The organism is Paenarthrobacter aurescens, from assembly GCF_041549525.1.
In the GTDB taxonomy this organism is placed as follows: domain Bacteria; phylum Actinomycetota; class Actinomycetes; order Actinomycetales; family Micrococcaceae; genus Arthrobacter; species Arthrobacter aurescens.
The window spans coordinates 2954457-2981342 of sequence record NZ_CP157456.1 but is presented as its reverse complement, the minus strand read 5'-3'; the positions used below and the strand labels follow the sequence as shown (position 1 = coordinate 2981342).

Sequence of the window (26886 nt, the reverse complement as noted above, 5' to 3'; positions counted from 1 at the left end):
ACCGCCAGTTCGTTCTGCTCCCGGCGGGTGGAGAATGGAGCCATGAATTCGATCACCGATGTTGCCGGCATACGGGTTGGGCATGTGCAGAAGGTGGGGGAGGGGTGGTTGTCCGGGGTTACTGTGGTGCTTCCTCCGCCGGGGACTGTGGGGTCTGTGGACGTGCGTGGGGGTGGGCCCGGGACGCATGAGACCGATGCGCTGGATCCGACCACATTGGTGTCGACTGTGGATGCCGTGGTGTTGACGGGTGGCAGTGCCTTTGGCTTGGCTTCTGCTGGTGGTGCTCAATTGTGGTGTGAGGAGCAGGGCAGGGGTTTTGCTGTTCCGGGGACAGTGGTGCCCATTGTGCCGGCGGCGGCCATCTTCGACCTCGGGCGCGGTGGCGACGTGAAAGCGCGGCCCGGCGCGGACATGGGCTACCAGGCAGCCGCCGCAGCCTTCGCCTCAGGCGACCACGCCGCCGTCGAACGTGGAAACATGGGTGCCGGGACGGGGGCCGTTGTTGCGCGTGGCCACTACAAGGGTGGGGTAGGTACTTCTTCAATCGCTCTCGACGGTGGGGTGGTTGTTGGTGCCATTGCCGTGGTGAACGCGATGGGGGCGCCGGTGTTCAGCGGCGCGGGGCCTGAATCTTCGCCCGCAACCTCGGCAGATCCGCTGGGGTCGCCGCAAGGGCTCAACACGACTCTCGTGGTGATCGCCACCAACGCTGTGCTTGATGTGGCCGAGTGCAGGCGGACCGCCAGTGCCGGGCATGCGGGGTTGGCGCGGGCCTTGGATCCGTCCCATACGTTGGCGGACGGAGATACCGTGTTCGCCTTGGCGACTGGCGCCGTCGGGCTTGACCGCAGTACCGAACAGGCGCGGCAAGTCTCGCTGATAACGCTCCAGAGCGCCGCTGCCGACGCCGTTCGCCTGGCCATTGTGGATGGCGTCCTTGCGGCCCAAAGCGTCTCGACGGCGGCAGGGGACTTCCCTGCTTACCGGCCCGCAGGGGAGTGACGACTGGGGACAGGTGCGCTACCATAGACGGATTTAACTTTCCGGCCTCATTGGCGTAGAGTTATTTGTTGGTTGTCTGTGCAGCCACGCCCTTTTTAGTGTCGTGGTTCCAAGAGGGCCAAGCAAACAAAAAACGTCCGCTGGATCTTCGGTGCCTAACCGAAGGGCGGTGGCAAACAACAGTTAGCGGAGGATATGGCCAAGAAGGACGGGGTCATTGAGATCGAGGGCGTTGTGACTGAGGCGCTGCCCAATGCGATGTTTCGTGTTGAGCTCACCAATAAGCACGTCGTTCTCGCACACATCTCTGGGAAGATGCGACAGCACTACATTCGAATCCTCCCCGAGGACCGGGTAGTGGTTGAGCTGAGCCCATACGACCTCACACGTGGTCGTATCGTCTACCGCTACAAGTAAATTGCTGGGCGGCAAGGCAATAGTGCCTAAGCCGCTCCAGCAGATCAACTGCAAAACACGCAAAGGAACGCCATGAAGGTCAAGCCGAGCGTCAAGCAGATCTGCGACAAGTGCAAAGTGATCCGCCGTAACGGCCGGGTCATGGTGATCTGCGAGAACCCGCGCCACAAGCAGCGCCAGGGCTAATTCCCCTTCCGGGAATCTGCGTCCGCAAGGACAAACCTGGGCTGCTAGCCCACGCAAGTAAATAAAGGCAGCACAAGCTGTGCCAGGACTGCAGTACAGAGCCTGGTCAGCGAACCCCCGGTCGGAGGCTGGGGCCACACTGAACGTGTGGGTGTACTGCCTACGACCTCCGGTTTATTCAAGGAGTACTGCCACTATGGCTCGTCTCGCTGGCGTAGACATTCCCCGCGAAAAGCGGTTGGAAATTGCGCTTACTTACATCTACGGCGTGGGCAAGACCCGTGCACACGAAACCCTGGCTGCCACCGGCATCAGCGCTGACGTTCGCGTCAAGGACCTGACTGACGCCGAGCTGGTCCAGCTGCGTGACTACATTGAAGGCAACTACAAGGTTGAGGGTGACCTTCGCCGCGAGGTAGCCGCTGACATCCGCCGCAAGGTAGAGATCGGCAGCTACGAAGGCCTGCGCCACCGCAAGGGCCTGCCCGTACGCGGTCAGCGTACGAAGACCAACGCTCGTACCCGCAAGGGCCCGAAGCGCACCGTCGCCGGCAAGAAGAAGGCCGGCCGTTAATCCCTCGGGATTAATCCGGTTTTCCCCCGATAACTTTCTGTAGGAGAAACAATGCCCCCGAAGACTCGTGGAGCGGTTCGTAAGCCGCGTCGCAAGGATAAGAAGAATATTGCGCTTGGCCAGGCGCACATCAAGAGCACTTTTAACAACACCATCGTGTCCATCACGGACCCGAACGGTGCTGTAATCTCATGGGCTTCCGCCGGTGAGGTTGGCTTCAAGGGCTCCCGTAAGTCCACTCCGTTCGCCGCTCAGATGGCTGCCGAAGCCGCTGCAAAGCGCGCTCAGGAGCACGGTCTGCGCAAGGTTGACGTATTCGTCAAGGGCCCGGGATCCGGACGCGAAACCGCAATCCGTTCGCTTCAGGCCGCTGGCCTCGAGGTTGGCTCCATCCAGGACGTCACCCCCAGCGCCCACAACGGTTGCCGCCCGCCGAAGCGCCGCCGCGTCTAATTAGGTCTTCCCCGCCTGACCGGCCGGGCCTGCTATGGATGGTTTCGACCCTCCATCAGCATGGCCCGGCTGGCCAGGCTGGAAACCGAAGCCGATTTCCACCACCTGTGTTGCGTCATATAGCGGATGCTCGCCGAAAGGAAACCTAAGTGCTCATTGCACAGCGCCCCACCCTGTCTGAAGAAGTTGTATCCGAGAACCGCTCCCGTTTCATCATTGAACCGCTGGAGCCGGGCTTCGGCTACACCCTCGGAAACTCCCTCCGCCGTACCCTGCTCTCCTCCATCCCCGGTGCCGCTGTAACCAGCATCCGGATCGATGGCGTGCTGCACGAGTTCACCACGGTTCCGGGTGTCAAGGAAGATGTCACCGAGATCATCCTGAACATCAAGAACCTTTCGGTTTCCTCCGAGCACGATGAGCCGGTTGTTGCTTACCTGCGCAAGCAGGGCCCCGGAGTCGTCACCGCCGCGGACATCGCTCCGCCGGCCGGCGTCGAATTCCACAACCCGGATCTGCACATTGCCACACTGAACTCGAAGGGCAAGTTCGAACTCGAACTGACCATCGAGCGCGGCCGTGGCTACGTTTCGGCAGCTCAGAACAAGTCCGGCGACTCCGAGATCGGCCGTATTCCGGTTGACTCGATCTACTCGCCGGTCATGAAGGTAACTTTCCGCGTGGAAGCTACCCGTGTTGAGCAGCGCACCGACTTCGACAAGCTCATTGTCGACGTCGAGACCAAGCAGGCAATCGCCCCCCGCGATGCTGTTGCTTCCGCAGGCACCACCTTGGTGGAACTGTTCGGTCTGGCTCGTGAGCTGAACACCGCAGCTGAAGGTATCGAGATTGGCCCGTCGCCGACGGACGCTGCCCTGGCAGCTGACATGGCTCTGCCGATCGAGGATCTGGACCTCACCGTCCGTTCCTACAACTGCCTCAAGCGTGAGGGCATCCACACCGTGGGTGAACTCGTTGCCCGCTCCGAGGCTGACCTGATGGACATTCGTAACTTCGGTGCGAAGTCCATTGACGAGGTCAAGGCAAAGCTCGTGGAACTGGGTCTGTCCCTCAAGGACTCCCCTCCCGGTTTCGATCTCGCAGCCCGCGCCGCAGCCATCGAAGAGGACGACGCCGCGTTCAGCGACGACGAGCTCTAAACAGCAGATCTTGGCCGCCGGGTCCAGTGATGGACCTGAACGGCTTACATAACAGGAGAAATAACTATGCCTACCCCCACTAAGGGTCCGCGCCTCGGAGGCGGCCCGGCTCACGAGCGCCTGATGCTCGCGAACCTGGCAGCTGCTCTCTTTGAGCACAAGCGCATCACCACCACGGTCACCAAGGCCAAGCGCCTTAAGCCGTACGCAGAGCGTCTGGTCACCTTCGCCAAGCGTGGCGACCTCGCTTCACGCCGCCGCGTTCTCGGCCTGATCAGCGACAAGGGCGTTGTCCACGAGCTGTTCACCGACATCGCCGGTGCCGTTGCCAACCGCGATGGTGGCTACACCCGCATCACCAAGATCGGCAACCGCAAGGGCGACAACGCTCCCATGGCTGTCATCGAGCTCGTCCTCGAGCCCGTTTCCCCCAAGCAGGCCGTTGTTGCTGAGGCAACCGCTGCCGCTGCCAAGGCTGCTCCGGCTGCTGAAGCATCGGCTGCTGAGGAAGAGGTTGTAGAGACCGAAGCTGCTGAAACCGAAGAGGCTCCGGCCGCTGAGGCAGAGGCCACTGAAGCTGAAGCTGCTGAAACCGAAGAGGCTCCGGCCGCTGAGGACAAGAAGTAATTCACTGAATTCTTCCCAGTAGACTTAAGTCTATGAACGAACGAAAACCCGCTGCCCCCGTTTTGGGGGGCGGCGGGTTTTTGCGTGTCCGACTTGATCTTTCTTACGACGGCGGCCCTTTCAACGGTTGGGCGCTGCAGCCCGGTCTTCGTACCGTGCAGGGTTCCCTTGAGGAAGCACTGGCGCTCCTTCTGCAGCGGCCTGTTCGCGTTACTGTCGCCGGCAGGACGGACGCCGGCGTCCACGCCCGCGGACAGGTTGTTCACCTGGACCTCACGGAAGCTGAGTGGCTATCACTGCCGCGAGGGCACGAACTCGATCCCGCCGTCGCGCTTCTGCGCCGACTCCGCGGAGCGTTGAGCCGGATACTTGGTGACCTGACAGGTGCAATTGAAGTGCATGACGCCGGTCTGGCGCCGGAAGGCTTCGATGCCCGCTTCTCTGCGTTGTGGCGCAGATACAGCTACCGGATTGCCGACGGTCCCGAACGCTGGGACCCGCTACTGCGGGGCATCACCTTGTGGCACAAGACGCCGTTGGACGTTGCGCTGATGAACGAGGGCGCATCGGCTCTGCTGGGGCTCCAGGATTTCCGTTCCTATTGCAAGCCTCGTGAGGGCGCCACAACCATTCGCGAGCTACAGAAGTTTTCCTTTGCCCGATCCAGCGACGGTGTCATTGTGGCCACCGTTCAGGCTGATGCGTTTTGCCACAACATGGTGCGGTCCTTGGTTGGTTCTGCCCTGCGGGTGGGGGAGTCCTTGGAGTCCCCGGCGTGGTTGTACTCCCGGCTCCTGGAAAGAAAACGCGATGCCAAGTCCGGGCTCGCGGCTCCACACCCCTTGGTTCTTGAAGAAGTCGCCTACCCGTCCGATAGTGAGCTGTTGGCCCGGGCTGAGCTGACAAGGGCGCGGCGGGAATAGCATTTCGGGGTCCTGTTGACGTCCGTCCGGACACAGGAGGACCCCCTCCCGGCTCTGGGTACCGGAAGGGGGCCGTTGTGACACTTCGTGGTCTGGGATCCGCGAAGTGCCGGTCTATTTCCCGCGGAGCAAGATCAGGAGAAGGCCTGCATGATCTTGATGGCTGCCGGACCCAGAAGGACTATGAAGAGGACCGGGAAGATGCAGAACAAGAGCGGAAAAAGCACCTTGACGGGCAACTTCATCGCACGCTCCTCTGCGCTTTGCCTCCGTTTGACGCGTGCTTGCTTGGCCTGGGCGCGGAGGACGTTCGCGATCCCGATGCCATATTTGTCGGCTTGTATTACGGCAAGGACGAAACTGCGGACGTCAGGTACGGCACATCGATCGGCCAATGCCTCGTACGACTCCTGCCGGGGACGACCCACTTGGATGTCCTGCAACGTGCGCATGAGTTCCTGAGGCAGAGGACCGGCCCCCTGCGAGGAAGCCCGTTCCATCGCCGATTCGAAGCCGAGGCCTGCTTCGACCGAAATCAGCATTTGATCCAGGGTGTTGGGAAACTCGAGTTTGATCGCTTCCTGCCGTTTTATCCCGGAGTTGTAGATCAGGAGGTCTGGAAGGAAATACAGAAACACTGTCAGGAAGAGGCCCAGTCCTACCATTCCGGGTCCCGGACTGAGAAGAAACAGGGATACTCCGCCGAGTGCTCCGGCCAGCCCAAGTGCGGGCTTTAGGGCTAGGAGCTTGGGCAACGGCATCGACATAGGCCGCCCGGCGAGGGCGAGCCAATGATCCATTTTGGCTTCGTAGCTGCCAGGGGTCAGTTTCCTGGCGACGCCCAGCAGGAGAGGGGGACGTTGAAGGTTTACCCCGCCACCTTGCGCGAAGCCCGAACCGAGATTGCTCTGAATGGCAACTATGCCCTTACGGTCGATGCTGAGCAGCGACCAAGCGAAGTAGCCTACCGGCAGAACGATGGTGGCTATGATCAGCCATGCAACGGGAGTCATGAGCGTTGTCTCCTAGAACTTGATCTTCACAGTGCGGCTCATCCAGAAGCCGCCAACAGCGAACAGGACCGCGCTGACCACAACCAGGGCGATCCCTATGGGGTGTTCTGCGAAGAGCCTCATGTAACCGGGGTTCAACGCGGACATGAAGAGTCCCACAGCAACAGGAAGAATCATCAAGACCACCGCTGACATCTTGCCTTCAGCGCTTAAGGCGCGTACGTGGCCCTTGATTTCGCTGCGCTCCCGGATGGTTCCTGCCACCTGCTCCAATACCTCGGCCAAGTCGCCACCCACCTCGCGGTTGATCTGGATTGCTTGCCCAATCCACTGGAAATCTTCGCTGTCCATACGGCTGGCACAATCCTCCAGTGCCTGCCGAGGGTCCTTGCCGATTCGTACTTCGTTGACAATCCGGGCCAGTTCTTCTGACGTGGGGGCCTGTGATTCCTGTGCCGCGGCCTCCAATGACCTCATGATGCTGTGCCCGACGCGAAGGCCACCAATCAACATCTGAATGGTGTCGGTTAACTGCATCTCAAACTTGCCGCGGCGTTTTCCTGTTTTCACGGCGAGGATCAGCTTCGCTCCAAAAGGTGTGGCAATAGCGAGCACAATGCCAATGAAGGGATTAATCAAAAGCCAGCCGAAGCCTCCCAGAAGTACAGCGGCGATCACAACCACCACCGTCACGTCTGCAGGAGCCTGTTTGACGCCGGCGTTGTAAAGGACCTCTCGATTGAAGGGGCCCCCAGACGTGCCAATGGCGGTATCAACCAGGCGCACCGCAGACTCGGAAACGCGCCCCACTGCGGAGTTATCCTGTGGCAGGTCCACCCGACGACGCTCAACCGGGATAGGGCCATTCCGCGGTTTCAGGACCACGGCTACCAGGACGATGAGGGCGGACACACAGAGTGCGATCGCGAGGAAGAAGAACGCTGGGGATTCCATCGCTAACGCCTCCCCACCGCTACTGGAGCGACACCAAAGGTCGCAGGGGATACCTGAATTCCGAGCTCCGTAAACCGATCGAGGAAACGGGGCCGAATGCCTGTAGGGATAGCTTTGCCCAGGAAGTGCCCCTGGGCGTTCAAACCTGCCGAGTAGTCGAAGAGAAAAGCGTCCTGGAGTGTGACGACATCCCCTTCCATCCCTTGCACCTCGGTGACATGAGTGACTCGTCGGCTGCCATCACGCAAACGCGTTACTTGGACGATGAGATCAACAGCTGAGGAAACCTGCTCCCGAATTGCGCGAAGCGGAAGATCCATTCCGGCCATCAACACCAGCGTCTCCAATCGTGCAATCGCGTCCCTGGGAGAGTTGGCGTGCACAGTGGACAGGGAGCCATCGTGGCCGGTGTTCATCGCCTGCAGCATGTCCAAGGATTCACCGCCACGGACCTCACCGACGATAATCCGATCCGGGCGCATACGAAGCGAGTTACGGACCAGATCACGGATAGTGATAGCACCCTTTCCCTCAATATTGGGTGGGCGGCTTTCCAGCCTGACGACATGACGCTGTTGAAGTTGTAGCTCCACGGCGTCTTCAATGGTGACGATTCGATCGGACTCCGGGATGAAGGACGACAAAACGTTCAGCAATGTCGTCTTTCCTGTGCCTGTGCCGCCCGAAACGATGACATTCAAGCGTGCCCTTACGCAGGCGCTCAGTAATTCAGCCATCTCCAGGCTCATGGAGCCCCACTCAATGAGATTCCTGACCGTGAGCGGAACGTGGCTGAATTTCCTGATGGTCAACGATGGTCCGTTGACAGCCAGCGGGGGGATGATCGCATTCACACGCGAGCCGTCCTCCAACCGGGCATCGACCAATGGAGACGATTCATCGATGCGGCGTCCGACTCTTGAAACGATCCGTTCAATCACCTTCCGCAGGTGGTCATCCGAACTGAACTGCAGCTCGGTCAAGGCCAAGTGTCCATGCCGCTCCACGTAGATCTGGTCGAAGCGGTTCACCATGACTTCCGTGACGGAGGGGTCCTCCAGCAGACGCTGCAGCGGGCCGTAGCCCATCACCTCGTCGGAAATCTCGCGGATGAGCCGACGCCGCTCCTCGGGGGAGAGCGGTACTTGCTCCTCATCGATGACTGCTGAGAGTTCGTCCACTGCAAAAGACCGAAGATCCTCTTCGGATGACGACGTGTCACCCATGCGGTTTCCGATGCGTTCAAACAGGGAAGAAGCCGCACGCTGTTTGAGTCCGGCCAGCGCATCCACCGCAGGCGTAGTGGGTGCACCGCGCAATATTGGGGTGGGCGCTGAAGCTGTTGCTATCCAGTCACCGCCAGGAGCCGTGTCCGGAGCTTGCATGTCACCCGGGGCAGCGACACCAAGGGAGTTATTCTTCGAAAGTCTCTCTGACAGCTTCATGACACCACCACCCTTCGGTGCAGTTTGTTCTGAGGTGCGGATTCGAGCCGAGGATCGAACCGCTGAACGAGCTTCCGCAGTCCCTTGATCGCTGAATCCCGAACTGTGCCTTGCAGGACCGGGATGCCACGGTTCGTGGAGTAGGGAAGAGTGCGGGACCTCGGAATGACCGTGTCAACGGGCACTCCGATGGTGGCTTCAACGTCCTGGACGGAAAGACCACTCTTCCTGTCCGCGAAGTTCAAGACCGTATGCCGGCCCTGTGGCAACAGCTGAAGTTCCTTCAGAACGCTGAAGCACTTCCTCAGACCCCTGATGCTGGGCACATCCATCCCGCACACCCAGACTCCATCGGTGGCCAACTCCAGCGTGGCGAGACAGTGTTCGCCAAGGCCTGGTGCAGTGTCCACCACGACGTACTTGAACTCTGTTGCCAGCTGATTGAGGAGGCGGGTGACGTGTTCGGCAGTGATGTAGTCCGAATCAGAGGGCTTCTGTGGTGCGCAGAGTGCGTAGATTCCGGCTGGGTGGACGGTCAGAAACGCCTTGAGGACCATGGAGTCCTGGGCAGCAGCTCCGTGAACAGCTTCGGTGATGGAGTGCTCCGGTTCGAGCAACAGGCCGGAAGCGACGTCGCCGAATTGCAGGTCCAGGTCCACAATCACCACACTCATCGGCGCAAGCGACCCCAAGCCAATGGCGAGGTTCGTGGCAACAGTCGTCTTTCCCACGCCGCCTTTCGGTGACATGACGGCAATGACCCGTCCCCGCTCTTGTCCGGATTCGGCAGCTGGTTGCATTCCGCGTCGCCGGCTGGCGGCGGCCAAGCATGCACGTTCCAGGAGGACTCGGAGTTCGTTGACGTCCGCTTCGGGGGCGACCACATCCCTGACTCCTGCATGCATGGCTTTCAGCACAATGTCAGCGCTGGGCTCGGCCACCATCAGGAGGCTGATTTCCGGGTACTGGAGGTCGATCACCGTGGCTAGTTTGAAAGCGTCGTCAGGATTGACGCCTGGGCCGAGGATCATCACCTCTGGAGGTGCTCCTGTCAGCTGCTTGAAGATTTCGTCGGTGCCGGCTTGGAGGACGGCCGGGGACAACGTTTGAAGGTCTCCGTGCAGTGCGCCACTGATGGCTTGCCGAATGCGTCCTTCAAAGTCACGGACGGCAGTGACGGCTACGAAGCGGCTCATTGGACCAGCCCTCCAAAGGTCGTCGTCGGAGGATCGCTCTTGACGGTCTTGTCGGTCTGCTTGGAGAGCCACAGCGTGCCAAACTCTGCGCCGAAGACCATCTTTGTAGCGTTGGCGTCGCTGAGCGCCACCGTGACGTAGGCGGATCCGTTGGGAAGTGCCACCCCCTTGTCAGTTCCTGCTGATTTTTCTGCGTCAGGGGCTGCTTGCTGGACTGCGGTGACCAGAACGTCGTGATACAGCAGTTCTGTGAAGTCTTTCCATCCGGTCAACCCAGCCGGAAGGTTCGCACCTGCCGGAACCGCTTCGTCCAATTTGAAGGAAGCAAAGACTGTGACGGTGTCTCCGGCCTCAATCCGGCCTCCCAGGATTCGCTCGGGCGCAAGTACGAACGTTGCTTCTTGCAATCCCTCGGGTACAGGAACAGTGCCTGGTGCGAGATCTTTGGGGCTGACCAGTTTTACTCCCAGAAGCTGTTCCCCTGGTTGGAGGTCTGATGAGGTGACCTTGCCCTTTTGATCGCTAAGGGCATTGATGGTGCCGGGTGCCACCGCCGACTGCGGCAGGGTTTCGGTCTTGACCTTGGACTGAATTTCTTCAGCCTTGGTGCCGGCCGGAATGCGTTCCTTAACCACAAGGACGTTTACGGGATCAAGCCCTTGCTGCGCACGCTTATCGGCTCCCTGAACATAGGTGACCAGCAAAACCGTGCCGATGACTGCTAACAGCAGTGCCGCAATGCCTCCCAGTAGGCGTGTTTTCACTTTCTACTCCTTTGAGTTTCGTGAGTTCGAGAGCAGCGACTCTGTGAGCAACTACTCGGTGAGCAAGACGACGGAAGCCCCATAATTAGGAATGCCTCCTGCAACTTGCATGCCCTCTTCGAGGGACACAAAGCGTGAGAAAAACCCCTGGAGTCCACGGCAATTTCCCGTGCAGCTTGGTGCCAGGGGGTCCAGCACGGCCCCAGAGCCGCTGAACTTGTATCCGGTTACTTGGAATGCTGCAAAACCAACCAAGGTGTATTTCGCATTGCTGCCATTGCCCGTGGCCGTGTTGAAGAGCGGTATCAGTGCAGGCTCGTCCATGATGGTGGAAAGGGCGGCGTCGCAGGCAGCAGCGTTAGGGAAGTGATTACCGGTTTGTCCATCGACAGTCGCGTCCAGATCGATGTCGGTGGAACAACCGGAATCAGTGACGAGCCAACCAAAACCACCAGGTTGGTAGCCGTTTTGCGCTGCACAGCCCGGCACGGTTGGTGCGTTGGTGTCGTATCGCAACAGCAGGTGCGTTGGAACCGGATCTCCTGTGAAATTCCCCGTCGAATTAAGGGACGCGAGCTGGGCTGGCGAAAGATACTTTTTGAACACACACTCGCTGACCGTCCACGGCAACGTGGTCGCAGCTGACGGAGCGCCCCACGAGGCCTCAGCCGACGCGTCAACTGTGGTCGTGTCGTAGCCCATTGCCCGCGCAAAGAAAAGTGAGAAGCTGTTCTGGCCCGCAGTGTCCCTGGCATTGGTGACCACCCGTACCGTAGTGGCAGAGGGGAACGTTACGACGGCGCCGCTGGTGTTGTCATTGGCATTGTCATTGGCGAACTGGTTTCCGGTAGACGCGCTGCTCCCGCAGTTACCCCCTGCGCAGTCGGTGGCGATAGCCAGCGCTGCTGCATCAGCGCCATTCTGCAATTGAGCTTTCTCGGCGTAGATTGCCCCGACATCCACGGCCAAGGCGGCAAACCCGAGGAGGACGACCATGAGGCCTGCGACGATGACGGTGCTTGCGCCACGTTCGGAGTCGACCGAATCCTTATGCGTCCAAATATCCCGTCGTGCCCTGTCTAACCACCGCATCTCATGACCCCCACTCCTGACAAATTAAGCGGGAAGATGCCTGTTCCGCCGAAGAAGCCGGCGTCCAGGAATCCAGTCATCGAAGACAGGGAAACACTGGTGGTGACTTCCACGTTTGATCCTGGCGCGCAGCTGGAAGCATTGTCTGCGACGGTGACTCCTAATCCGTCCAAGGCCGGCGCCGCTGCCAAAGCGGCGCCGGAGACGTCGAGGGTGCCGTCTTGGTAGTGCACTGCGGCATGGCGGGCTCCTTCACGTGCGGCCTGAGTCAGGGAAACCTGGACATTGTAGGCGCGCCCAAACTCCATGATTCCGAACAGGATTAGCAGCAAAAGTGGCAGGAGGATGGCCAGTTCCACGGCCGCGGCGCCACGCTCATTCGTTTTGGATTTCACATCCGTCTCCCGGTCCCAGATCCAACAGAACGTGCTTTAAAAGCGACGGGTTGGTCGTGGTTGCCAATCGGCAGCCGCGACCAACCGAGTCACGTGGCTGAGCTAGAGGATGCCACCGAAGAGAGTAGTAACACGCCCTCCGAGTGCGAAGGCTGCAACTCCCACCACGACAGCGATAGCGGCGACCATGATGCCGTATTCAACCATCGTCGCGCCCTTCTCATCGGAGGTGAAGCGATCCTTGACGCCGGCAATGTACGAGGTAATGGTGAACATGAAAGCAGACATTGGAATTTCCTTCCCAGAAAAATATTCGTGAATGTGGATATAGGTCCAGCAAATTATCGGAATTTGCATTTATACGTTTCCCGAACTACCCCCATGTTTGCTTTGGCGGTTCGGAATTCGATGAGATAAGAATTCACCCTGGGAAGTGGCTGCGACAATGCGTAGCCGTACTCGACTTGGGGGAGGGGCCGCTACTCGCCGGCGCGCACTGAGGGGAGGAAGTACTCAGTTTTGGATGAAAAAGGGCTCGAAACTACTTGGTTTTGACAGGAGCCTTAGTGATTTGGGGGCCCGGGATGGGAGAGGTAAGTGCGTACTACGTCGTGTCAGCTCATGACCAGGGCGACGCTGAGGGCGCCGATGACCATCGCTGGACCATGTGCCGTTTCTGTGGGTTTTTCCGTGCGTCGCAGGCGCAACATCAGTACCGTGAGCACCCCACCTACCACGAATCCCAACAGTCCACCGAAGAGTACCTGCTGCCAACCCAAGTACCCCAAGTACAGTCCGAGGGGTGCTGCGAGTTTCACATCGCCCATTCCGAGGCTTTTTGGCGAAATAAGTTTAAGAATGACGTAGCTCGCGAACAGGACAGCCCCTCCGGCGAGGGCGCGGAAGAGGTCCGGCCAGCCCGGCGTGAGAGCTGCGGATGAGCAAAGAAGCACCAAGCCGCCCCCCAGTAACAGCAGTACGAGGCGGTTGGGCAGCAAATGCAGCGTGAAATCGATCCGCGAAAGTTGCACGCCCAGCAATGCCAATAAAAGGAATGCCGGCAACTCCGGAGAGAAACCAAAGCGCCACGCGAGCAAGCCAAAAAGCAGCGCGGTGAGTGCTGCCGTCGTGATCCTTACCTTGATCCCGGGGAGGCCGCCGAGCCTGGGCAGCGTGCGTGAGATGACCAGCTCAACGGCGGGGCTGAGGAGCAAGCCAAGGAGCGCGATAATGAGGGGAAAGGCGGGCCAGTGGGTCATATGCTCTCCCTGGGTGAGGTCTGCTGCCCGGCGGGGCGGTTACCCCATTTTGACCCGGACGCCCTAGTGACGGTATTGTTTAGAGTCGTTGTGCGTGTCCTATCTCGATGACACATGCCTTCCGGAGGATCCAGTTGCAGGATCGCTAACTCCTGAGGCATTTCGAGATCCTGGGATAACTGGTACATAGAGCCCTCACCTCTGCTCCGGTAGCGCATACATAGTAGGTGCACGCCTTATTGCGTGCCGCCTAAAACATGAACGCCAGAACAAGAACGAGGCAAAACCGTGCGTACGTACACCCCGAAGCCCGGCGATATCAACCGCCAGTGGCACGTCATTGACGCCACCGACGTTGTCCTTGGTCGTCTTGCCAGCCAGACCGCAACACTGCTGCGCGGAAAGCACAAGCCGACCTTTGCGTCCCACATGGACATGGGCGACTTCGTCATCATCATCAACGCTGAAAAGGTTGCCCTCACCGGCGCCAAGCTGGAGCAGAAGCGCGCATACCGCCACTCCGGTTACCCGGGCGGCCTGACCTCCGTCAACTACGCCGAGCTGTTGGAATCCAACCCGGTTCGCGCTGTTGAGAAGGCCATCAAGGGCATGCTCCCCAAGAACTCCCTCGCCGCTCAGCAGCTGGGCAAGCTCAAGGTCTACGCAGGCCCGGAGCACCCCCACGCTGCACAGCAGCCGAAGACTTTCGAAATCACCCAGGTCGCCCAGTAGTCCTGGCCACCAACTAAACTTTTTATTACAAGGAGAACCGTGGCTCAGAACGAAGAACTGACCGCCGAAGCCGTCGAGGCTGAGGAAACCCTCACCAGCTACACCTCTGAAAGCACATCTGGTGAAGATGCGCCCAAGAAGGAGCGCCCGGCACTGACCGTTGCCGGCGCAGCTGTTGGCCGCCGCAAGGAAGCCGTTGCACGCGTTCGCGTTGTTCCGGGTTCCGGCAAGTGGACCATCAACGGCCGCACGCTGGACAACTACTTCCCGAACAAGCTGCACCAGCAGGACGTCAACGAGCCCTTCAAGATCCTTGATCTCGAAGGCGCCTACGACGTCATCGCCCGTATCCACGGCGGTGGCATCTCCGGCCAGGCCGGTGCGCTGCGTCTCGGCGTTGCTCGCTCACTGAACGAGATCGACGTCGACAACAACCGCGCCACCCTCAAGAAGGCCGGTTACTTGAGCCGTGACGCCCGCGTCATCGAGCGCAAGAAGGCTGGTCTCAAGAAGGCACGTAAGGCTCAGCAGTACTCCAAGCGCTAAACACGCTTACCCCCTCGCGGGGGTATCGAAGGCCCGTTCCGCCCTTTCGGCGGGGCGGGCCTTCGTTGTTTAAGGCTCAAGGAGGGTGGGGAGGAGCGCCGCATGTGGCCCTTCGGAAGCGTCGTGAACCAGTGGTGACCTGACGTCGTCTAAACTTGACCCGATGTCTAGATTATTTGGAACAGATGGCGTCCGCGGTCTCGCGAACGGATTGCTCACCGCCGAACTGGCTATGCAGCTCGCGCAGGCAGCCGCCGTCGTACTCGGCCATGACCGCACCACCGATGGCAAGCGGCCCCGCGCCGTGGTCGCCAGGGACCCCAGGGCCAGCGGTGAGTTCCTTGCCGCTGCCGTCGAGGCAGGGCTGTCCAGCTCCGGCGTCGACGTCTACGACGCCGGAGTGCTTCCCACTCCCGCCGCGGCGTACCTTGTGGCAGATCTCGACGCCGACTTCGGAGTCATGTTGTCGGCCTCCCACAACCCCGCGCCGGACAACGGTATTAAGTTCTTCGCACGCGGCGGCCAGAAGCTCCCCGACGATGTTGAGGACGCCATCGAGGCGCAGCTGGGCAAAGAGCCGCAGCGCCCGGTGGGTGCCGACGTCGGCCGTATCCAGCGGTTCTCGGACGCCGAGGACAGGTACATTGTTCACTTGCTCGGTACGCTTCCCAAGCGGCTTGAAGGCCTCAAGGTTGTCCTCGACTGCGCCCACGGTGCAGCCAGCGGCTGTTCGCCCCAGGTGTTCAAGGACGCCGGCGCTGATGTTGTGGTCATCGGAGCCGAACCTGACGGATTGAACATCAACGAGGGCGTTGGCTCCACCCACTTGGGCCCGCTGAAGGAAGCTGTGGTCAAACATGGCGCTGACCTTGGTGTAGCGCACGATGGCGACGCGGACCGTTGCTTGGCTGTTGACCACGAAGGCAACGAAGTGGACGGCGACCAGATCATGGCGATCCTGGCGTTGGCCCTCAAAGAGGCCGGAAAGCTCAAGGACAACATCCTGGTGGCCACGGTCATGAGCAACCTCGGCCTGAAGATTGCCCTCCGCGAGGCCGGCATCTCCATCCGCGAAACCGGTGTTGGTGACCGTTACGTGCTGGAGGAAATGCGCGACGGCGGGTACAACCTGGGCGGTGAACAGTCCGGACACGTGATTTTCTCGGATTACGCCACCACCGGCGACGGTGTTCTGACCGGACTCCAGCTCGCAGCGCAGGTTGCCCTGACCGGCCGCAGCCTCAAAGAGCTCTCCAGTGCCATGACCAAGCTTCCGCAGCTCATGATCAACGTCAAGGATGTTGATAAGGCCCGGGCCGCCACTGATGAGGGCGTCGCCGAAGCCGTTGCCGCTGCGGAGCTGGAACTGGGCGAGACCGGCCGGGTGCTGCTCCGTCCCTCAGGCACCGAGGCTCTGGTACGCGTCATGGTGGAAGCTGCGGACATGGAAACCGCCGAGCGCATCTGCAAGGGTCTTGCTGCCGTGGTCAAGGAGCGTTTGGGCGTTCCGAGTGAGATGGCAGTCTAAGCAAGCCAACTTTTCGGCCCGCACCCCAGCTTGAGTAGAAGCCGGGTGCGGGCCTTGGTGTTTACGGAGCTACAGGTAGTCCGGCGCTGCTTCGAGCCCGAAGTATTCTTCCAGGGTGGCGATACCCCGCGTGGCCATGTCCGTGGCTGCCTCCACGCCGATGAAGCGCAGATGCCAGGACTCGTAGAAGTACCCGGTGGTGTCGTGGAACATCCACGGGTAGCGCACCACGAAGCCGAACTTGTGGGCATTGGCTTTGGCCCATACAGCGGCGGGCTGCTCGGCGAAGCATGGCTGGAAGCTGCAGGCTCCAGCGCCGTCGCCAATGTCAAAGGACCAGCCCGTTTGATGCTCGGAGTGTCCGGGGCGTGCGGAAGCCCGGTCTGCGGCCGCCTGGCCAGTGCTGGCGACGTATCCACCGTAGGTAGCCACCTGGGTGGAGTAGGAACGGTAACCCGAGGCCAGCGTCATGATGACGCCCTCAGAAGCCGCGGCCCCAAACATCTTTTCAGCGGCAGCCGCCGTCGTGCTGTTCAGCAACGCCGCTTCTCCGCTGACGGCGAGCCGCACACCAGGCTGCACCAAATCTGCGGGAACGAAGTCCTGGGGTGCCAGAGGCCGGTGCTTGTTGACTACAACCCAGGGGCTCGTGGGATCAGTCAGGGAGTGTTGCGGGGCGACGGCGTGGGAGGGGGCCGAGCTGGAAGGAACATCGCTGGGAACGGCCGTGGGTTCAACGGGTGCAGGCTCTGCAGTTGAGGGGGAGCTGGACGCGAGTGCCGACGGCGACGGGACTTCGCTGACGGTATTGGCTGCCACAGGTGTGGGGGCCGCACTTTCCGGGGTGCAGGCGGCCAGGGCTGCCATTCCCGCTCCGGCGGTCAGCAGGCTTGCAAAGACTCGTCTGCTGGGCAGCGGCTGAGGATTGTGAGTCACCTTAGACCTTTCTCAGCAGCATGCGGCGGATGGAGTGGTCTGCGTCCTTGGTTAGCACCAGTTGCGCGCGCCCACGGGTAGGCAGCACATTTTCCTCAAGGTTGGGCTCGTTGATGCGTTTCCAGATCCCGCGTGCCGTGGACTCCGCATCGTCGTCAGAGAGCGTGGCGTAACGGTGGAAGTAGGACTCGGGTTGTGCAAATGCGGTGGTGCGGAGCTTGCGGAAGCGGTCCACGTACCACTCCTCTATGTAGGAAGTTTTGGCATCCACGTAGATGGAGAAATCGAAGAAGTCACTGACGGCCAGTCCTTGTTTGCCGTCCATGCGGGGGCGGGCGGGGGCCAGGACGTTGAGCCCCTCAACAATCAGGACATCCGGACGCCGCACCACAACTTCTTTTCCCGGGACGATGTCGTAGGTCACGTGGGAGTACCACGGTGCGCGCACTTCCTCCGCGCCGCCTTTGACTTCGGAAACAAAGCGAAGAAGGCCGCGGCGGTCGTAGGACTCCGGGAAGCCCTTCCGCTCCAGAAGGTGCCGGCGCTTCAACTCGGCCAACGGGTAGAGGAAGCCATCGGTGGTGATGAGCTCCACGTTGGGCGTCCCTGGCCAGCGCCGGAGCATTTCCCTGAGCACGCGGGCAATGGTGGACTTACCAACAGCTACTGATCCGGCTACGCCAATGACGAACGGCGTGCGTTGGGTCTGCTCGCCCAGGAACGTGGTGGTGGCTGCGTGAAGCTGGTGGGAGGCCTCGACGTAGAGGTGCAGGAGCCGTGAAAGGGGGAGGTAGACCTCCCTGACTTCCTTCATGTCCAGGGGGTCGCCGAGGCCCCGGAGACGGAAGACGTCCTCTTCGTTGAGGGGCTGCTCCATCTGCGCTGCAAGCCTGGACCACGTTTGACGGTCCAGCTCTACAAACGGGGAAGCGCCGTCGCCATTAGCTTCGGAGCGTTGCAAAGTCACGCTCATGATTCTGCCCTCCACAGGGCGGATCAGGAAATGCAGGACGGCGGGCAGGTGAATTGTGAGGGCTAAAGGTCCACAGGAAACGCAGAAGAGGGGGGATGTCCCACATCAGTTGTTTGCACTAGCCGTTAGGCTTGTACCCATGTGTGGAATCGTAGGCTATGTTGGCAATTCGTCTCGCAAGGCAGCTGGATACAGCGCTCTTGACGTTGTGGTGGAAGGGCTGCGCCGTCTGGAATACCGCGGCTATGACTCCGCCGGCGTCGCAGTAGTAGCTGACGGGAGCATCTCCTCCCGTAAAAAGTCCGGCAAGCTGAGCAACTTGATCGCAGAACTGGAATCAAGCCCGGTTCCCGAGTCCTTGACCGGCATCGGCCATACCCGTTGGGCTACGCACGGCGGACCAACCGACCGTAACGCTCACCCGCACCTCTCTGATGGCGGCAAGCTGGCCGTCATTCACAACGGCATCATTGAAAATTTCGCTGAGCTCAAGCAGGAACTGCTGGGCAAGGGCGTCACTTTCGAGTCCGAGACTGATACTGAAGTTGCGGCCGCCCTGATCGGCGACATCTTCCGCACCCAGCTCAATGGCGACGGCGGCAACCTCACCGAGGCTATGCGCCTGGCTTGCCAGCGACTCGAAGGCGCTTTCACCCTCCTGGCAGTCCACGCGGACCAGCCGGACGTCGTGGTGGCCGCCCGCCGCAACTCCCCGTTGGTAGTGGGCCTGGGCGATGGCGAGAACTTCCTCGGCTCCGACGTCTCCGGCTTCATTGACTACACCCGCCGCGCGGTGGAACTGGGACAGGACCAGATCGTCACCATCACCGCGGATTCGGTAGAGATCACGGACTTCTTCGGCGCTCCCGCAGAGGGCAAGGAATACCACGTTGACTGGGACCCGGCCTCGGCAGAAAAGGGTGGATTCAGCTCCTTCATGGAGAAGGAAATCCACGACCAGCCGGACGCCGTAGCGCAGACCCTCCTGGGCCGCTCGGACCTCAACGGCAAGCTCACCCTTGACGAGGTCCGCATTGATCCGGAACTCCTGAAGCAGGTAGACAAGATCATCGTGCTGGCTTGCGGTACCGCAGCCTACGCTGGTCTGGTAGCCAAGTACGCCATTGAAAACTGGTGCCGCATCCCCACCGAGGTGGAGCTCGCGCACGAGTTCCGCTACCGCGATCCCATTGTTGACTCCAACACCCTGGTGGTTTCCATCAGCCAGTCGGGCGAGACCATGGACACGCTCATGGCTGTCCGCTACGCCCGTGAACAGGGTGCCAAGACCATCTCCATCTGCAACACCAACGGTTCCACCATCCCGCGTGAATCCGACGCCGTACTCTACACGCACGCCGGCCCGGAAATCGCCGTTGCCTCCACCAAGGCGTTCTTGGCTCAGATCACCGCTGCCTACCTGCTGGGCCTGTACTTGGCCCAGTTGCGTGGCAACATCTTCTCCGGCCAGATCAAGGACGTCCTTGCGGACCTGAACAAGATCCCTGCCAAGATCCAAAAGATCCTGGACAACGCGGGGCCGTTGCGTGAGCTTGCACGCAGCATGAAGGACGAGAAGTCCGTGTTGTTCCTGGGCCGCCACGTTGGCTACCCGGTAGCCCTCGAAGGCGCGCTGAAGCTGAAGGAAATTGCTTACATCCACGCTGAAGGCTTTGCTGCCGGTGAGCTGAAGCACGGTCCCATCGCCCTCATTGACGACGGTCAGCCGGTCTTCGTTGTGGTGCCGTCCCCGCGTGGTCGCGACTCCCTGCACTCCAAGGTAGTGAGCAACATCCAGGAAGTACGTGCACGTGGTGCCCGCACCCTGGTGATCGCTGAAGAGGGCGATGAATCGGTGAAGGATTACGCAGAGCAGGTCTTCTACGTACCCGAAACCCCCACCCTCCTGATGCCGCTGCTGACCACCGTTCCGCTGCAGATCTTTGCTGCTGAACTGGCCGGTGCCAAGGGATACGACGTCGATCAGCCGCGTAACCTGGCCAAGAGCGTCACCGTAGAATAACGCCATGATTGTTGGCATTGGCGTAGACGTCGTAGACATCGAGCGGTTTGGTCGGCAGCTGGAACGCACTCCGGGGCTCCGGGACCGTTTGTTTGTTCCTGCCGAGCGGGAACTGAACACCAGGTCCTTGGCCGCCCGTTTTGCGGCCAAGGAAGCTGTGGCCAAGGTGCTTGGTGCTCCTGCCGGGATGAACTGGCAGGATTGCTGGATTGGCCTGGACGAGAACGGACCAACCGTTCAAGTCAAGGGAACGGTGCTTGCTGTGGCCGAAGCGAAGGGCGTCAAGCGCTGGCACTTGTCCATGAGCCACGACGGCGGCATAGCTACGGCTACAGTCCTCGCCGAGGGCTAAACGGACTACATATACAATGATCAGCGCCTTCACCGGACAACAGATCAGGGATGCGGAACAGCCGCTCCTGGACTCCGGTGAGGGCGCTGTTCTTATGCACCGGGCCGCTTACGGACTGGCCCAGGTGGTTGCCCGGGAGGTCAAAAGCCGGCGGAAGCTTGCCGGTGCGAGCGTCACCGTGCTGGCAGGCAAAGGCAACAACGGCGGCGATGGCCTCTTCGCTGCAGCTTTCCTGGCCCGCCGCGGGATGCGGACGATGGCGATTCTCACCGCTGGTGAAGCGCATCCGGAGGGTTTGGCTGCTTTTGTTGCGGCTGGCGGACGTCAACTGAGCTTGGAAGCCGCGAACGTCGAAGAGCTTGCCGTCCTCTGCGCGGGCGATGACGTGATTATTGATGCGTTGCTGGGGACCGGCGCCCGTGGGGGATTGCGTGGTGCTTCTGCCGAATTGGCAGCAGCCCTCCAGGAACTGCATCCTCGGTTGGTGGTGGCCTGCGATCTCCCCAGCGGATTGGATGCCAACACTGGTGTTGTGCACTGGCCGGTGCTGGATGCGGACGTCACTGTCACTTTTGGCGGCGTCAAAGCCGGGCTGATGGCAGATCCTGGTGAAGGGTGTGCGGGCCGCGTGGAGCTGGTGCGGATCGGCATTGAGGATGCCTTGGAACACTGCCGCCCCGAGATTCGCAGGCTCGCATCCTCGGACATCGGGGCCTTGCTGCCTGATCCTGGCCGCCGCGCGCACAAGTATTCGAGGGGCGTTTTGGGTGTAGTGGCAGGCTCACCGCGTTTTGCCGGGGCTGCTGTCCTGGGCGTTCACGCCGCCGCCCTTGCCGGGGCTGGGATGGTGCGGTACGTGGGGCCCCGGGAAGCTGCGCAGCTGGTCCTGGCCCGAACCCCCGAGGCTCTCTGGGAAACTGACCACCCTGGCCGTGTCCAAGCATGGCTGTTGGGGTCCGGGGTTGACGGCGAGGAACAGCTGGAACGGGCAAGGAACGCCGGAGCCTCGGCCCTCGCACACGAGCTGCCGGTGGTGGTGGATGCCGGCGCGTTGAGCCTCCTGCCGCAACGATGCCCGGCTCATTGGATACTGACTCCGCATGCCGGGGAACTGGCCACGCTGCTCACTTCGCTTCCTTCAGCGGGGGAAGTGGAGGTAACCCGGGACGACGTCGAATCCCGTCCCCTGCACTATGTACGCCAGGCGGCCGAACTGACCGGTGCCACAGTGCTCCTGAAGGGCGCCACCACACTGGTGTCCTCGCCGTCGGGCGTTGTCTTCAGTCAGTCCGACGGCACCGCGTGGATGGCTACTGCGGGCAGCGGAGATGTCCTGGCCGGCGTACTCGGGGCGCTGCTGGCGCAGTCAACCGAGCTGGTCCGGCACGACGACGGCGCCTATGCTGCGTTGGGTTTGGATCCCGCCGATCGCTGGGCTGCCTTGGCAGCGGTTGCGGCGAGCGTCCACGGACGCGCCGGGACCCTCGCTTCGGCAGATTTTGAGGGAGGTCCCCTTACAGCCTCGGCCATCATGAGGGCGGTTCCGCGCGTCATTGGTTCGCTCAACGCGGAATACGACCGTACAAGACCCTAAGGTTACTGTCGGTGTCTGAGGGCTTGAGTAGGCTTGCAACAGTTGTTCGCATCATCAAGAGGAGAACGCATGGAAGTCTGGCCTGGATCGGCTTATCCGCTGGGTGCCACCTTTGACGGCACCGGCACCAACTTCGCGCTGTTTAGCGAGAAGGCCGAAAAAGTGGAATTGTGCCTCTTTGACGACGACGGCGGGGAAGTCCGCGTAGACGTTACCGAGGTAGATGGTTACGTATGGCACTGTTATTTGCCGCAGGTTCAACCGGGGCAGAAGTACGGCTACAGGGTGCACGGTCCTTACGACCCCGACGCCGGTCAGCGCTTCAACCCCAATAAGCTGCTGCTGGATCCTTACGCCAAGGCCATCCACCGGCAAATCGACTGGGATCCGTCCTTGTTCTCGTACAACATGGGCGACCCCGATTCGCGCAATGACGAGGACTCTGCACCGCACATGATGCTGGGCGTGGTCATCAACCCGTTCTTCGACTGGGACGGGGACAAGCTGCTGCGGATTCCGTACCACAAGTCCGTTATCTACGAGGCACACGTCAAGGGCCTCACCCAGCTGCACCCGGAAGTTCCGGAGGAACAGCGCGGTACTTATGCCGGCGTAGCGCACCCGGCCGTTATTTCCCACCTGCAGAAGCTGGGCATCACGGCGATCGAACTGATGCCGGTGCACCAGTTCGTCAACGACGGCATCCTTCAGGACAAGGGCCTGAACAACTACTGGGGCTATAACACCATTGGGTTCTTTGCGCCCCACAACACGTACAGCTCCAAGGGAGACACCGGCCAGCAGGTCCAGGACTTCAAGGCCATGGTGCGTGCGCTGCACACAGCTGGTATTGAGGTCATCCTGGACGTGGTGTACAACCACACCGCCGAAGGCAACCACCTGGGTCCCACACTGTCCTTCAAGGGAATCGACAACTCCGCGTACTACCGCCTGGTGGAAGATGACCAGAAGTACTACATGGACTACACCGGTACGGGTAACTCGCTGAACGTCCGCAGCCCGCACTCCCTCCAACTGCTCATGGACTCCCTGCGCTATTGGGTGACCGAAATGCACGTGGACGGCTTCCGGTTCGACCTCGCCTCCACACTGGCACGTGAGTTCTATGACGTGGACAAGCTGTCCACCTTCTTCGAACTGATCCAGCAGGACCCGGTGGTCTCCCAGGTCAAGCTCATTGCCGAGCCGTGGGACGTTGGACCCGGCGGCTACCAGGTGGGCAACTTCCCACCGCAGTGGACGGAGTGGAACGGCCAATACCGGGATACTGTGCGTGACTTCTGGCGTGGCGAACCTTCCACCCTTGGCGAGTTCGCATCCAGGCTGACCGGCTCGGCGGACCTCTACGAGCACTCGGGGCGTCGTCCCGTGGCTTCCATCAACTTCGTCACCGCCCACGATGGCTTCACGCTGGCTGACCTTGTTTCCTATAACGAGAAACACAATGAGGCCAACGGCGAAGACAACAACGACGGCGAATCCCACAACCGTTCATGGAACTGCGGCGCTGAGGGCCCCACGGACGATCCCACGGTCCTGGGCCTGAGGGCACGCCAGCAGCGAAACTTCATTGCCTCGCTGTTCCTGTCCCAAGGCGTTCCCATGCTTCTGCATGGTGACGAACTCGGAAGGACGCAGAACGGCAACAACAACGGTTACTGCCAGGACTCCGAGTTGACCTGGATCAACTGGGACAACGTGGACCAGCCATTGGTGGAGTTCACGGCGGCGGTCAGCGCATTGCGGGCCAAGCACCCCAGCCTGCGCCGCAGCCGCTTCTTCGATGGCCGTCCTGTGCTGCGTGGCGAAGGGGAACGGCTCCCGGACATCGTATGGCTTGATGCCGACGCCAGCACCATGAGCCCCTCCGATTGGGACGAAGCGTTGGGACGTTCCGTGGGCGTGTTCCTCAACGGCGATGGCATCCATGGCAGGGATACACAGGGCCGACGCATCACCGACGTCAACTTCCTGCTGTACTTCAATGCCGATCAGGACGAGGTGGGCTTCCGGATTCCTTCGGATGAGTACGCCCCGGCATGGGACGTCATGATCGATACTGCCGGTGAAGGTGCTGAAGCGGGCGTCGTCAAACCTGACCAAATCCTGATGGTGGGCGGAAAGTCGCTGGTGGTACTCCGCGCCCACAGCACTCCGGAAATTGAACCCGATCACTCGGTAGCAGCTTCCCTTGCCGCACTGACCCAGACCAGCACTCCGGAAACGGCATCCATCACCGCCCCGGCAGTGACTTCCTTGCCCTTCGATTACAAAGATGCCGGGCCCGAGGGCAATGAAAATGAAGGTGAAAAGAAGGAGACGGAAGCATGAGGACCCCCGTCTCCACCTATAGGCTCCAGATTCGTCCGGGCTTCACACTGCAGGATGCTGCTGAGCTCACAGGGTACTTGCAATCCTTGGGAATCGATTGGGTTTATGTCTCACCTATCCTGACCGCGGAGAAGGGGTCTGATCACGGTTACGACGTGACCGATCCCTCCACGGTGGATCCATCCCGAGGAGGCCCTGAAGGGCTTGCCGCGCTCTCCCGGGCGGCGAAGGAAAAGGGCTTGGGCGTCCTGGCGGACATCGTGCCAAACCACATGGGAGTTGCATCACCGAAGCAGAATGCCTGGTGGTGGCAGTTGCTCAAGGAGGGCCGCGGTTCAAAGTACGCCGAGGCTTTCGACGTCGACTGGGACTTCGGCGGGGGAAGAATCCGCATCCCCGTCCTGGGCAGCGACGACGACCTTGACGAACTGAAGATCGTGGACGACCAACTGCGGTACTACGATCACAGCTTCCCTTTGGCCGAAGGGACATACGCCCCAGGGGACAACCCGCGCGAGGTTCACCAACGGCAGCATTACGAGTTGGTGGGGTGGCGCCGGGCCGACGCGGACCTGAACTACCGCCGGTTCTTCGCAGTGAACACCCTGGCGGGCGTACGCGTGGAGATTCCCTGGGTCTTTGATGAGTCCCATGAAGAGATAGTCCGTTGGTTCCGCGAAGGCCTGGTTGACGGTCTAAGGATCGATCACCCGGATGGGCTTGCCGATCCCGAGGGCTACCTCGCAAGGCTGCGCGAAGCCACAGGGGGTGCCTACCTTCTGGTGGAGAAGATCCTTGAACCCGGGGAACAGCTGCCGGACACCTTCGAGTGCGAAGGGACCACGGGCTACGACGCACTGGCCGACGTAGACCGGCTCTTTGTAGACCCCGCAGCGGAGGAGTACCTGAACTCCCTCGATGCCCGTCTCCGGGATGCCGAGGCACCAGCGGATTACCATGCCATGATTCATGCCACCAAGCGCCGGATTGCTGATGGCATCCTGCGCTCGGAAGTCCTGAGGCTGGCCCGTCTTGTGCCTGAATCGCTGGAGCTGCCGTTCGCCAAGGTAGCCGATGCCCTGGCCGAAGTCATCTGCTGCTTCCCCATCTACAGGACATATCTGCCCTATGGTGCGAAGACGCTGATCGAGTCCGTGGAAAACGCAGCCAAGGAGCGGCCTGACCTGGCAACAGTGCTCAGCCAGCTCCAGCCGCTCTTGCTGGATGAGTCCAGTTTGCTGGCCCGCCGTTTCCAACAGACGTCCGGCATGGTCATGGCCAAGGGTGTGGAGGACACCGCATTCTTCCGTTACACCCGGCTGGGGTCATTGACGGAAGTGGGCGCCGATCCCACGGAATTCTCCATCCCCGGCAATGTCTTCCATGAGCGCATGGCTCGGCGGCAGCAGCTTTTGCCGCTGTCCATGACAACCCTGAGCACCCACGACACCAAGCGGAGCGAGGATGCCAGGGCAAGAATTTCCGTGATCTCTGAGTCTGTACCGGAATGGGAGCTTTTCCTGGGCATCGTCCATGACCTGGCTCCCATCCCGGACGGCCCACTGTCGGCATTGATCTGGCAATCAATCGCAGGTGCCTGGCCGGCTGATCGTCAGCGGCTGCAGTCCTACGCGCTGAAAGCGGCCCGCGAAGCCGGCAATTCAACCAACTGGACCGATCCCAACCAGGACTTCGAACGGCTGCTGGCAGCCGCCGTCGACGCCGTTTTCGATGTTCCGGAGGTAGCGGCTGCCCTGACGAATTTCGTCAACGAGCTCGAACCTTACGGAACCTCCAATTCGCTGTCCGCCAAGTTGATCCAGCTGACCATGCCCGGCGTTCCGGACGTCTACCAAGGCACGGAATTCAGGGACGGTTCACTGACTGATCCTGACAACCGGCGGCCGGTGGACTTCGAAGCCCGCGTCGCCGCCCTGGAAGGATTGGACCGTGGTGAGAAGCCCGCGTTCACCGACGATGCTGCCAAACTACTGGTGGTTTCGCGTGCACTGAGGCTACGCCGCGACAGGCCGGAGCTGTTTGCCGGTTACCTTCCGGTGGCTGCCCAGGGCGCGGCCGCCGGACATGTGGTGGCCTTCGACCGCGGAGCAGAACGCCGGGGCGCCCTCACGGTTGCCACCCGTCTGCCCAAGCGCCTGGCCAGGGAAGGCGGCTGGCGGGACACGAGCCTTGAACTGACCGTGGACTGCCGGGACGAACTCACCGGTACCAGCTACCGGGCCGGTACTGTCCCTCTGGCCACCTTGCTGGAGCACTACCCTGTGGCCCTCTTGGTTCCCACGGACTGATTTCCGGACGGTGCGATCACCCTGTTGCGGTGATCGCACCGTCAACACGTCATTGCAAAGCACGCTTGAAACACGTAC

Annotated in this window: 27 protein-coding genes; 16 read left to right on the top strand and 11 right to left on the bottom strand. The window is 61.0% G+C overall.

The window, feature by feature from the left end; genetic code table 11:
• Positions 1-42 precede the first annotated feature (42 nt).
• The 8 genes from ABI796_RS13780 (at position 43) to truA (ending at position 5345) form a co-directional block, all read left to right on the top strand.
• Positions 43-1005, top strand: coding sequence for a P1 family peptidase (locus tag ABI796_RS13780; protein ID WP_174754471.1), 963 nt, complete (start codon positions 43-45; stop codon positions 1003-1005).
• Between the two features lie 195 nt (positions 1006-1200).
• Positions 1201-1422, top strand: coding sequence for a translation initiation factor IF-1 (gene infA / locus ABI796_RS13775; RefSeq protein WP_011775571.1), 222 nt, complete (start codon positions 1201-1203; stop codon positions 1420-1422).
• A gap of 72 nt (positions 1423-1494) precedes the next feature.
• Positions 1495-1608 carry a 50S ribosomal protein L36 gene (gene rpmJ, locus ABI796_RS13770; RefSeq protein WP_011775570.1) on the top strand — a complete coding sequence of 38 codons (114 nt, stop codon included), beginning with the start codon at positions 1495-1497 and terminating at the stop codon, positions 1606-1608.
• Between the two features lie 196 nt (positions 1609-1804).
• The gene (gene rpsM / locus ABI796_RS13765) at positions 1805-2182 is read left to right on the top strand and encodes a 30S ribosomal protein S13 (protein WP_011775569.1); all 378 of its coding nucleotides are present in this window, start codon (positions 1805-1807) and stop codon (positions 2180-2182) included.
• Between the two features lie 51 nt (positions 2183-2233).
• Positions 2234-2635, top strand: a complete 402-nt coding sequence (rpsK, locus tag ABI796_RS13760) for a 30S ribosomal protein S11 (RefSeq protein WP_014922380.1) — start codon at positions 2234-2236, stop codon at positions 2633-2635.
• A 149-nt stretch (positions 2636-2784) separates the two neighbouring features.
• A complete protein-coding gene (locus ABI796_RS13755) occupies positions 2785-3795 on the top strand; it encodes a DNA-directed RNA polymerase subunit alpha (protein WP_011775567.1) in 1011 nt (336 codons plus the stop codon).
• A 66-nt stretch (positions 3796-3861) separates the two neighbouring features.
• Positions 3862-4422 (top strand): 50S ribosomal protein L17, encoded by a 561-nt coding sequence (rplQ, locus tag ABI796_RS13750; protein WP_141281614.1) that lies wholly within the window; start codon positions 3862-3864, stop codon positions 4420-4422.
• Between the two features lie 32 nt (positions 4423-4454).
• A complete protein-coding gene (gene truA / locus ABI796_RS13745) occupies positions 4455-5345 on the top strand; it encodes a tRNA pseudouridine(38-40) synthase TruA (RefSeq protein ID WP_174754470.1) in 891 nt (296 codons plus the stop codon).
• Between the two features lie 134 nt (positions 5346-5479).
• Here the strand turns inward: truA and ABI796_RS13740 are convergent, their stop codons facing one another.
• The 9 genes from ABI796_RS13740 to ABI796_RS13700 all read right to left on the bottom strand — a co-directional run bounded on the left by ABI796_RS13740 (position 5480) and on the right by ABI796_RS13700 (position 13463).
• Entirely contained in the window at positions 5480-6358 is an 879-nt protein-coding gene (locus tag ABI796_RS13740; RefSeq protein ID WP_141281612.1) for a type II secretion system F family protein, read from the bottom strand.
• 12 nt (positions 6359-6370) lie between these two features.
• A complete protein-coding gene (locus tag ABI796_RS13735; RefSeq protein ID WP_141281610.1) occupies positions 6371-7312 on the bottom strand; it encodes a type II secretion system F family protein in 942 nt (313 codons plus the stop codon).
• Between the two features lie 2 nt (positions 7313-7314).
• A complete protein-coding gene (locus ABI796_RS13730) occupies positions 7315-8757 on the bottom strand; it encodes a CpaF family protein (RefSeq protein ID WP_141281608.1) in 1443 nt (480 codons plus the stop codon).
• Positions 8754-9953, bottom strand: coding sequence for an AAA family ATPase (locus tag ABI796_RS13725; RefSeq protein ID WP_141281606.1), 1200 nt, complete (start codon positions 9951-9953; stop codon positions 8754-8756). Before ABI796_RS13725 ends, ABI796_RS13730 begins: the two co-directional genes overlap by 4 nt.
• On the bottom strand, positions 9950-10717 hold the full coding sequence (locus ABI796_RS13720) for a Flp pilus assembly protein CpaB (RefSeq protein ID WP_141281604.1): 768 nt from the start codon (positions 10715-10717) through the stop codon (positions 9950-9952). The genes ABI796_RS13725 and ABI796_RS13720 overlap by 4 nt, the downstream gene beginning before the upstream one ends.
• 51 nt (positions 10718-10768) lie before the next feature.
• Positions 10769-11809 carry a Tad domain-containing protein gene (locus ABI796_RS13715; RefSeq protein ID WP_141281602.1) on the bottom strand — a complete coding sequence of 347 codons (1041 nt, stop codon included), beginning with the start codon at positions 11807-11809 and terminating at the stop codon, positions 10769-10771.
• Entirely contained in the window at positions 11797-12204 is a 408-nt protein-coding gene (locus tag ABI796_RS13710) for a TadE/TadG family type IV pilus assembly protein (protein WP_062073138.1), read from the bottom strand. The genes ABI796_RS13715 and ABI796_RS13710 overlap by 13 nt, the downstream gene beginning before the upstream one ends.
• Positions 12205-12306: 102 nt before the next feature.
• On the bottom strand, positions 12307-12492 hold the full coding sequence (locus ABI796_RS13705) for a Flp family type IVb pilin (protein ID WP_231745612.1): 186 nt from the start codon (positions 12490-12492) through the stop codon (positions 12307-12309).
• Between the two features lie 326 nt (positions 12493-12818).
• Positions 12819-13463: a prepilin peptidase gene (locus tag ABI796_RS13700; RefSeq protein ID WP_141281600.1), complete on the bottom strand. Its 645-nt coding sequence runs from the start codon at positions 13461-13463 to the stop codon at positions 12819-12821.
• 288 nt (positions 13464-13751) lie between these two features.
• Between ABI796_RS13700 and rplM the strand changes: the two genes are divergently transcribed.
• From rplM to glmM, 3 genes are all read left to right on the top strand, one after another.
• Positions 13752-14195 (top strand): 50S ribosomal protein L13, encoded by a 444-nt coding sequence (rplM, locus tag ABI796_RS13695; RefSeq protein ID WP_011775554.1) that lies wholly within the window; start codon positions 13752-13754, stop codon positions 14193-14195.
• A 39-nt stretch (positions 14196-14234) separates the two neighbouring features.
• Positions 14235-14741: a 30S ribosomal protein S9 gene (gene rpsI / locus ABI796_RS13690; RefSeq protein WP_017200290.1), complete on the top strand. Its 507-nt coding sequence runs from the start codon at positions 14235-14237 to the stop codon at positions 14739-14741.
• 163 nt (positions 14742-14904) lie between these two features.
• Complete coding sequence (gene glmM, locus ABI796_RS13685; RefSeq protein ID WP_141281598.1) at positions 14905-16269, top strand: phosphoglucosamine mutase; 1365 nt, start codon at positions 14905-14907, stop codon at positions 16267-16269.
• 69 nt (positions 16270-16338) lie between these two features.
• Here the strand turns inward: glmM and ABI796_RS13680 are convergent, their stop codons facing one another.
• Complete coding sequence (locus ABI796_RS13680; protein ID WP_141281596.1) at positions 16339-17205, bottom strand: D-alanyl-D-alanine carboxypeptidase family protein; 867 nt, start codon at positions 17203-17205, stop codon at positions 16339-16341.
• Position 17206: 1 nt separating this feature from the next.
• Entirely contained in the window at positions 17207-18178 is a 972-nt protein-coding gene (gene coaA, locus ABI796_RS13675; RefSeq protein WP_303409138.1) for a type I pantothenate kinase, read from the bottom strand.
• Between the two features lie 139 nt (positions 18179-18317).
• Here coaA and glmS point away from each other — a divergent pair, with 139 nt between their 5' ends.
• The 5 genes from glmS (at position 18318) to treY (ending at position 26808) form a co-directional block, all read left to right on the top strand.
• On the top strand, positions 18318-20201 hold the full coding sequence (gene glmS / locus ABI796_RS13670; RefSeq protein ID WP_141281591.1) for a glutamine--fructose-6-phosphate transaminase (isomerizing): 1884 nt from the start codon (positions 18318-18320) through the stop codon (positions 20199-20201).
• Between the two features lie 4 nt (positions 20202-20205).
• Positions 20206-20553 carry a holo-ACP synthase gene (locus tag ABI796_RS13665; RefSeq protein ID WP_011775548.1) on the top strand — a complete coding sequence of 116 codons (348 nt, stop codon included), beginning with the start codon at positions 20206-20208 and terminating at the stop codon, positions 20551-20553.
• A gap of 16 nt (positions 20554-20569) precedes the next feature.
• The gene (locus tag ABI796_RS13660) at positions 20570-22147 is read left to right on the top strand and encodes an NAD(P)H-hydrate epimerase (RefSeq protein ID WP_174754469.1); all 1578 of its coding nucleotides are present in this window, start codon (positions 20570-20572) and stop codon (positions 22145-22147) included.
• A 69-nt stretch (positions 22148-22216) separates the two neighbouring features.
• Positions 22217-24499 (top strand): glycogen debranching protein GlgX, encoded by a 2283-nt coding sequence (gene glgX / locus ABI796_RS13655; RefSeq protein WP_141281589.1) that lies wholly within the window; start codon positions 22217-22219, stop codon positions 24497-24499.
• Positions 24496-26808, top strand: coding sequence for a malto-oligosyltrehalose synthase (gene treY, locus ABI796_RS13650; protein ID WP_141281587.1), 2313 nt, complete (start codon positions 24496-24498; stop codon positions 26806-26808). Before glgX ends, treY begins: the two co-directional genes overlap by 4 nt.
• Positions 26809-26886: the final 78 nt, after the last annotated feature.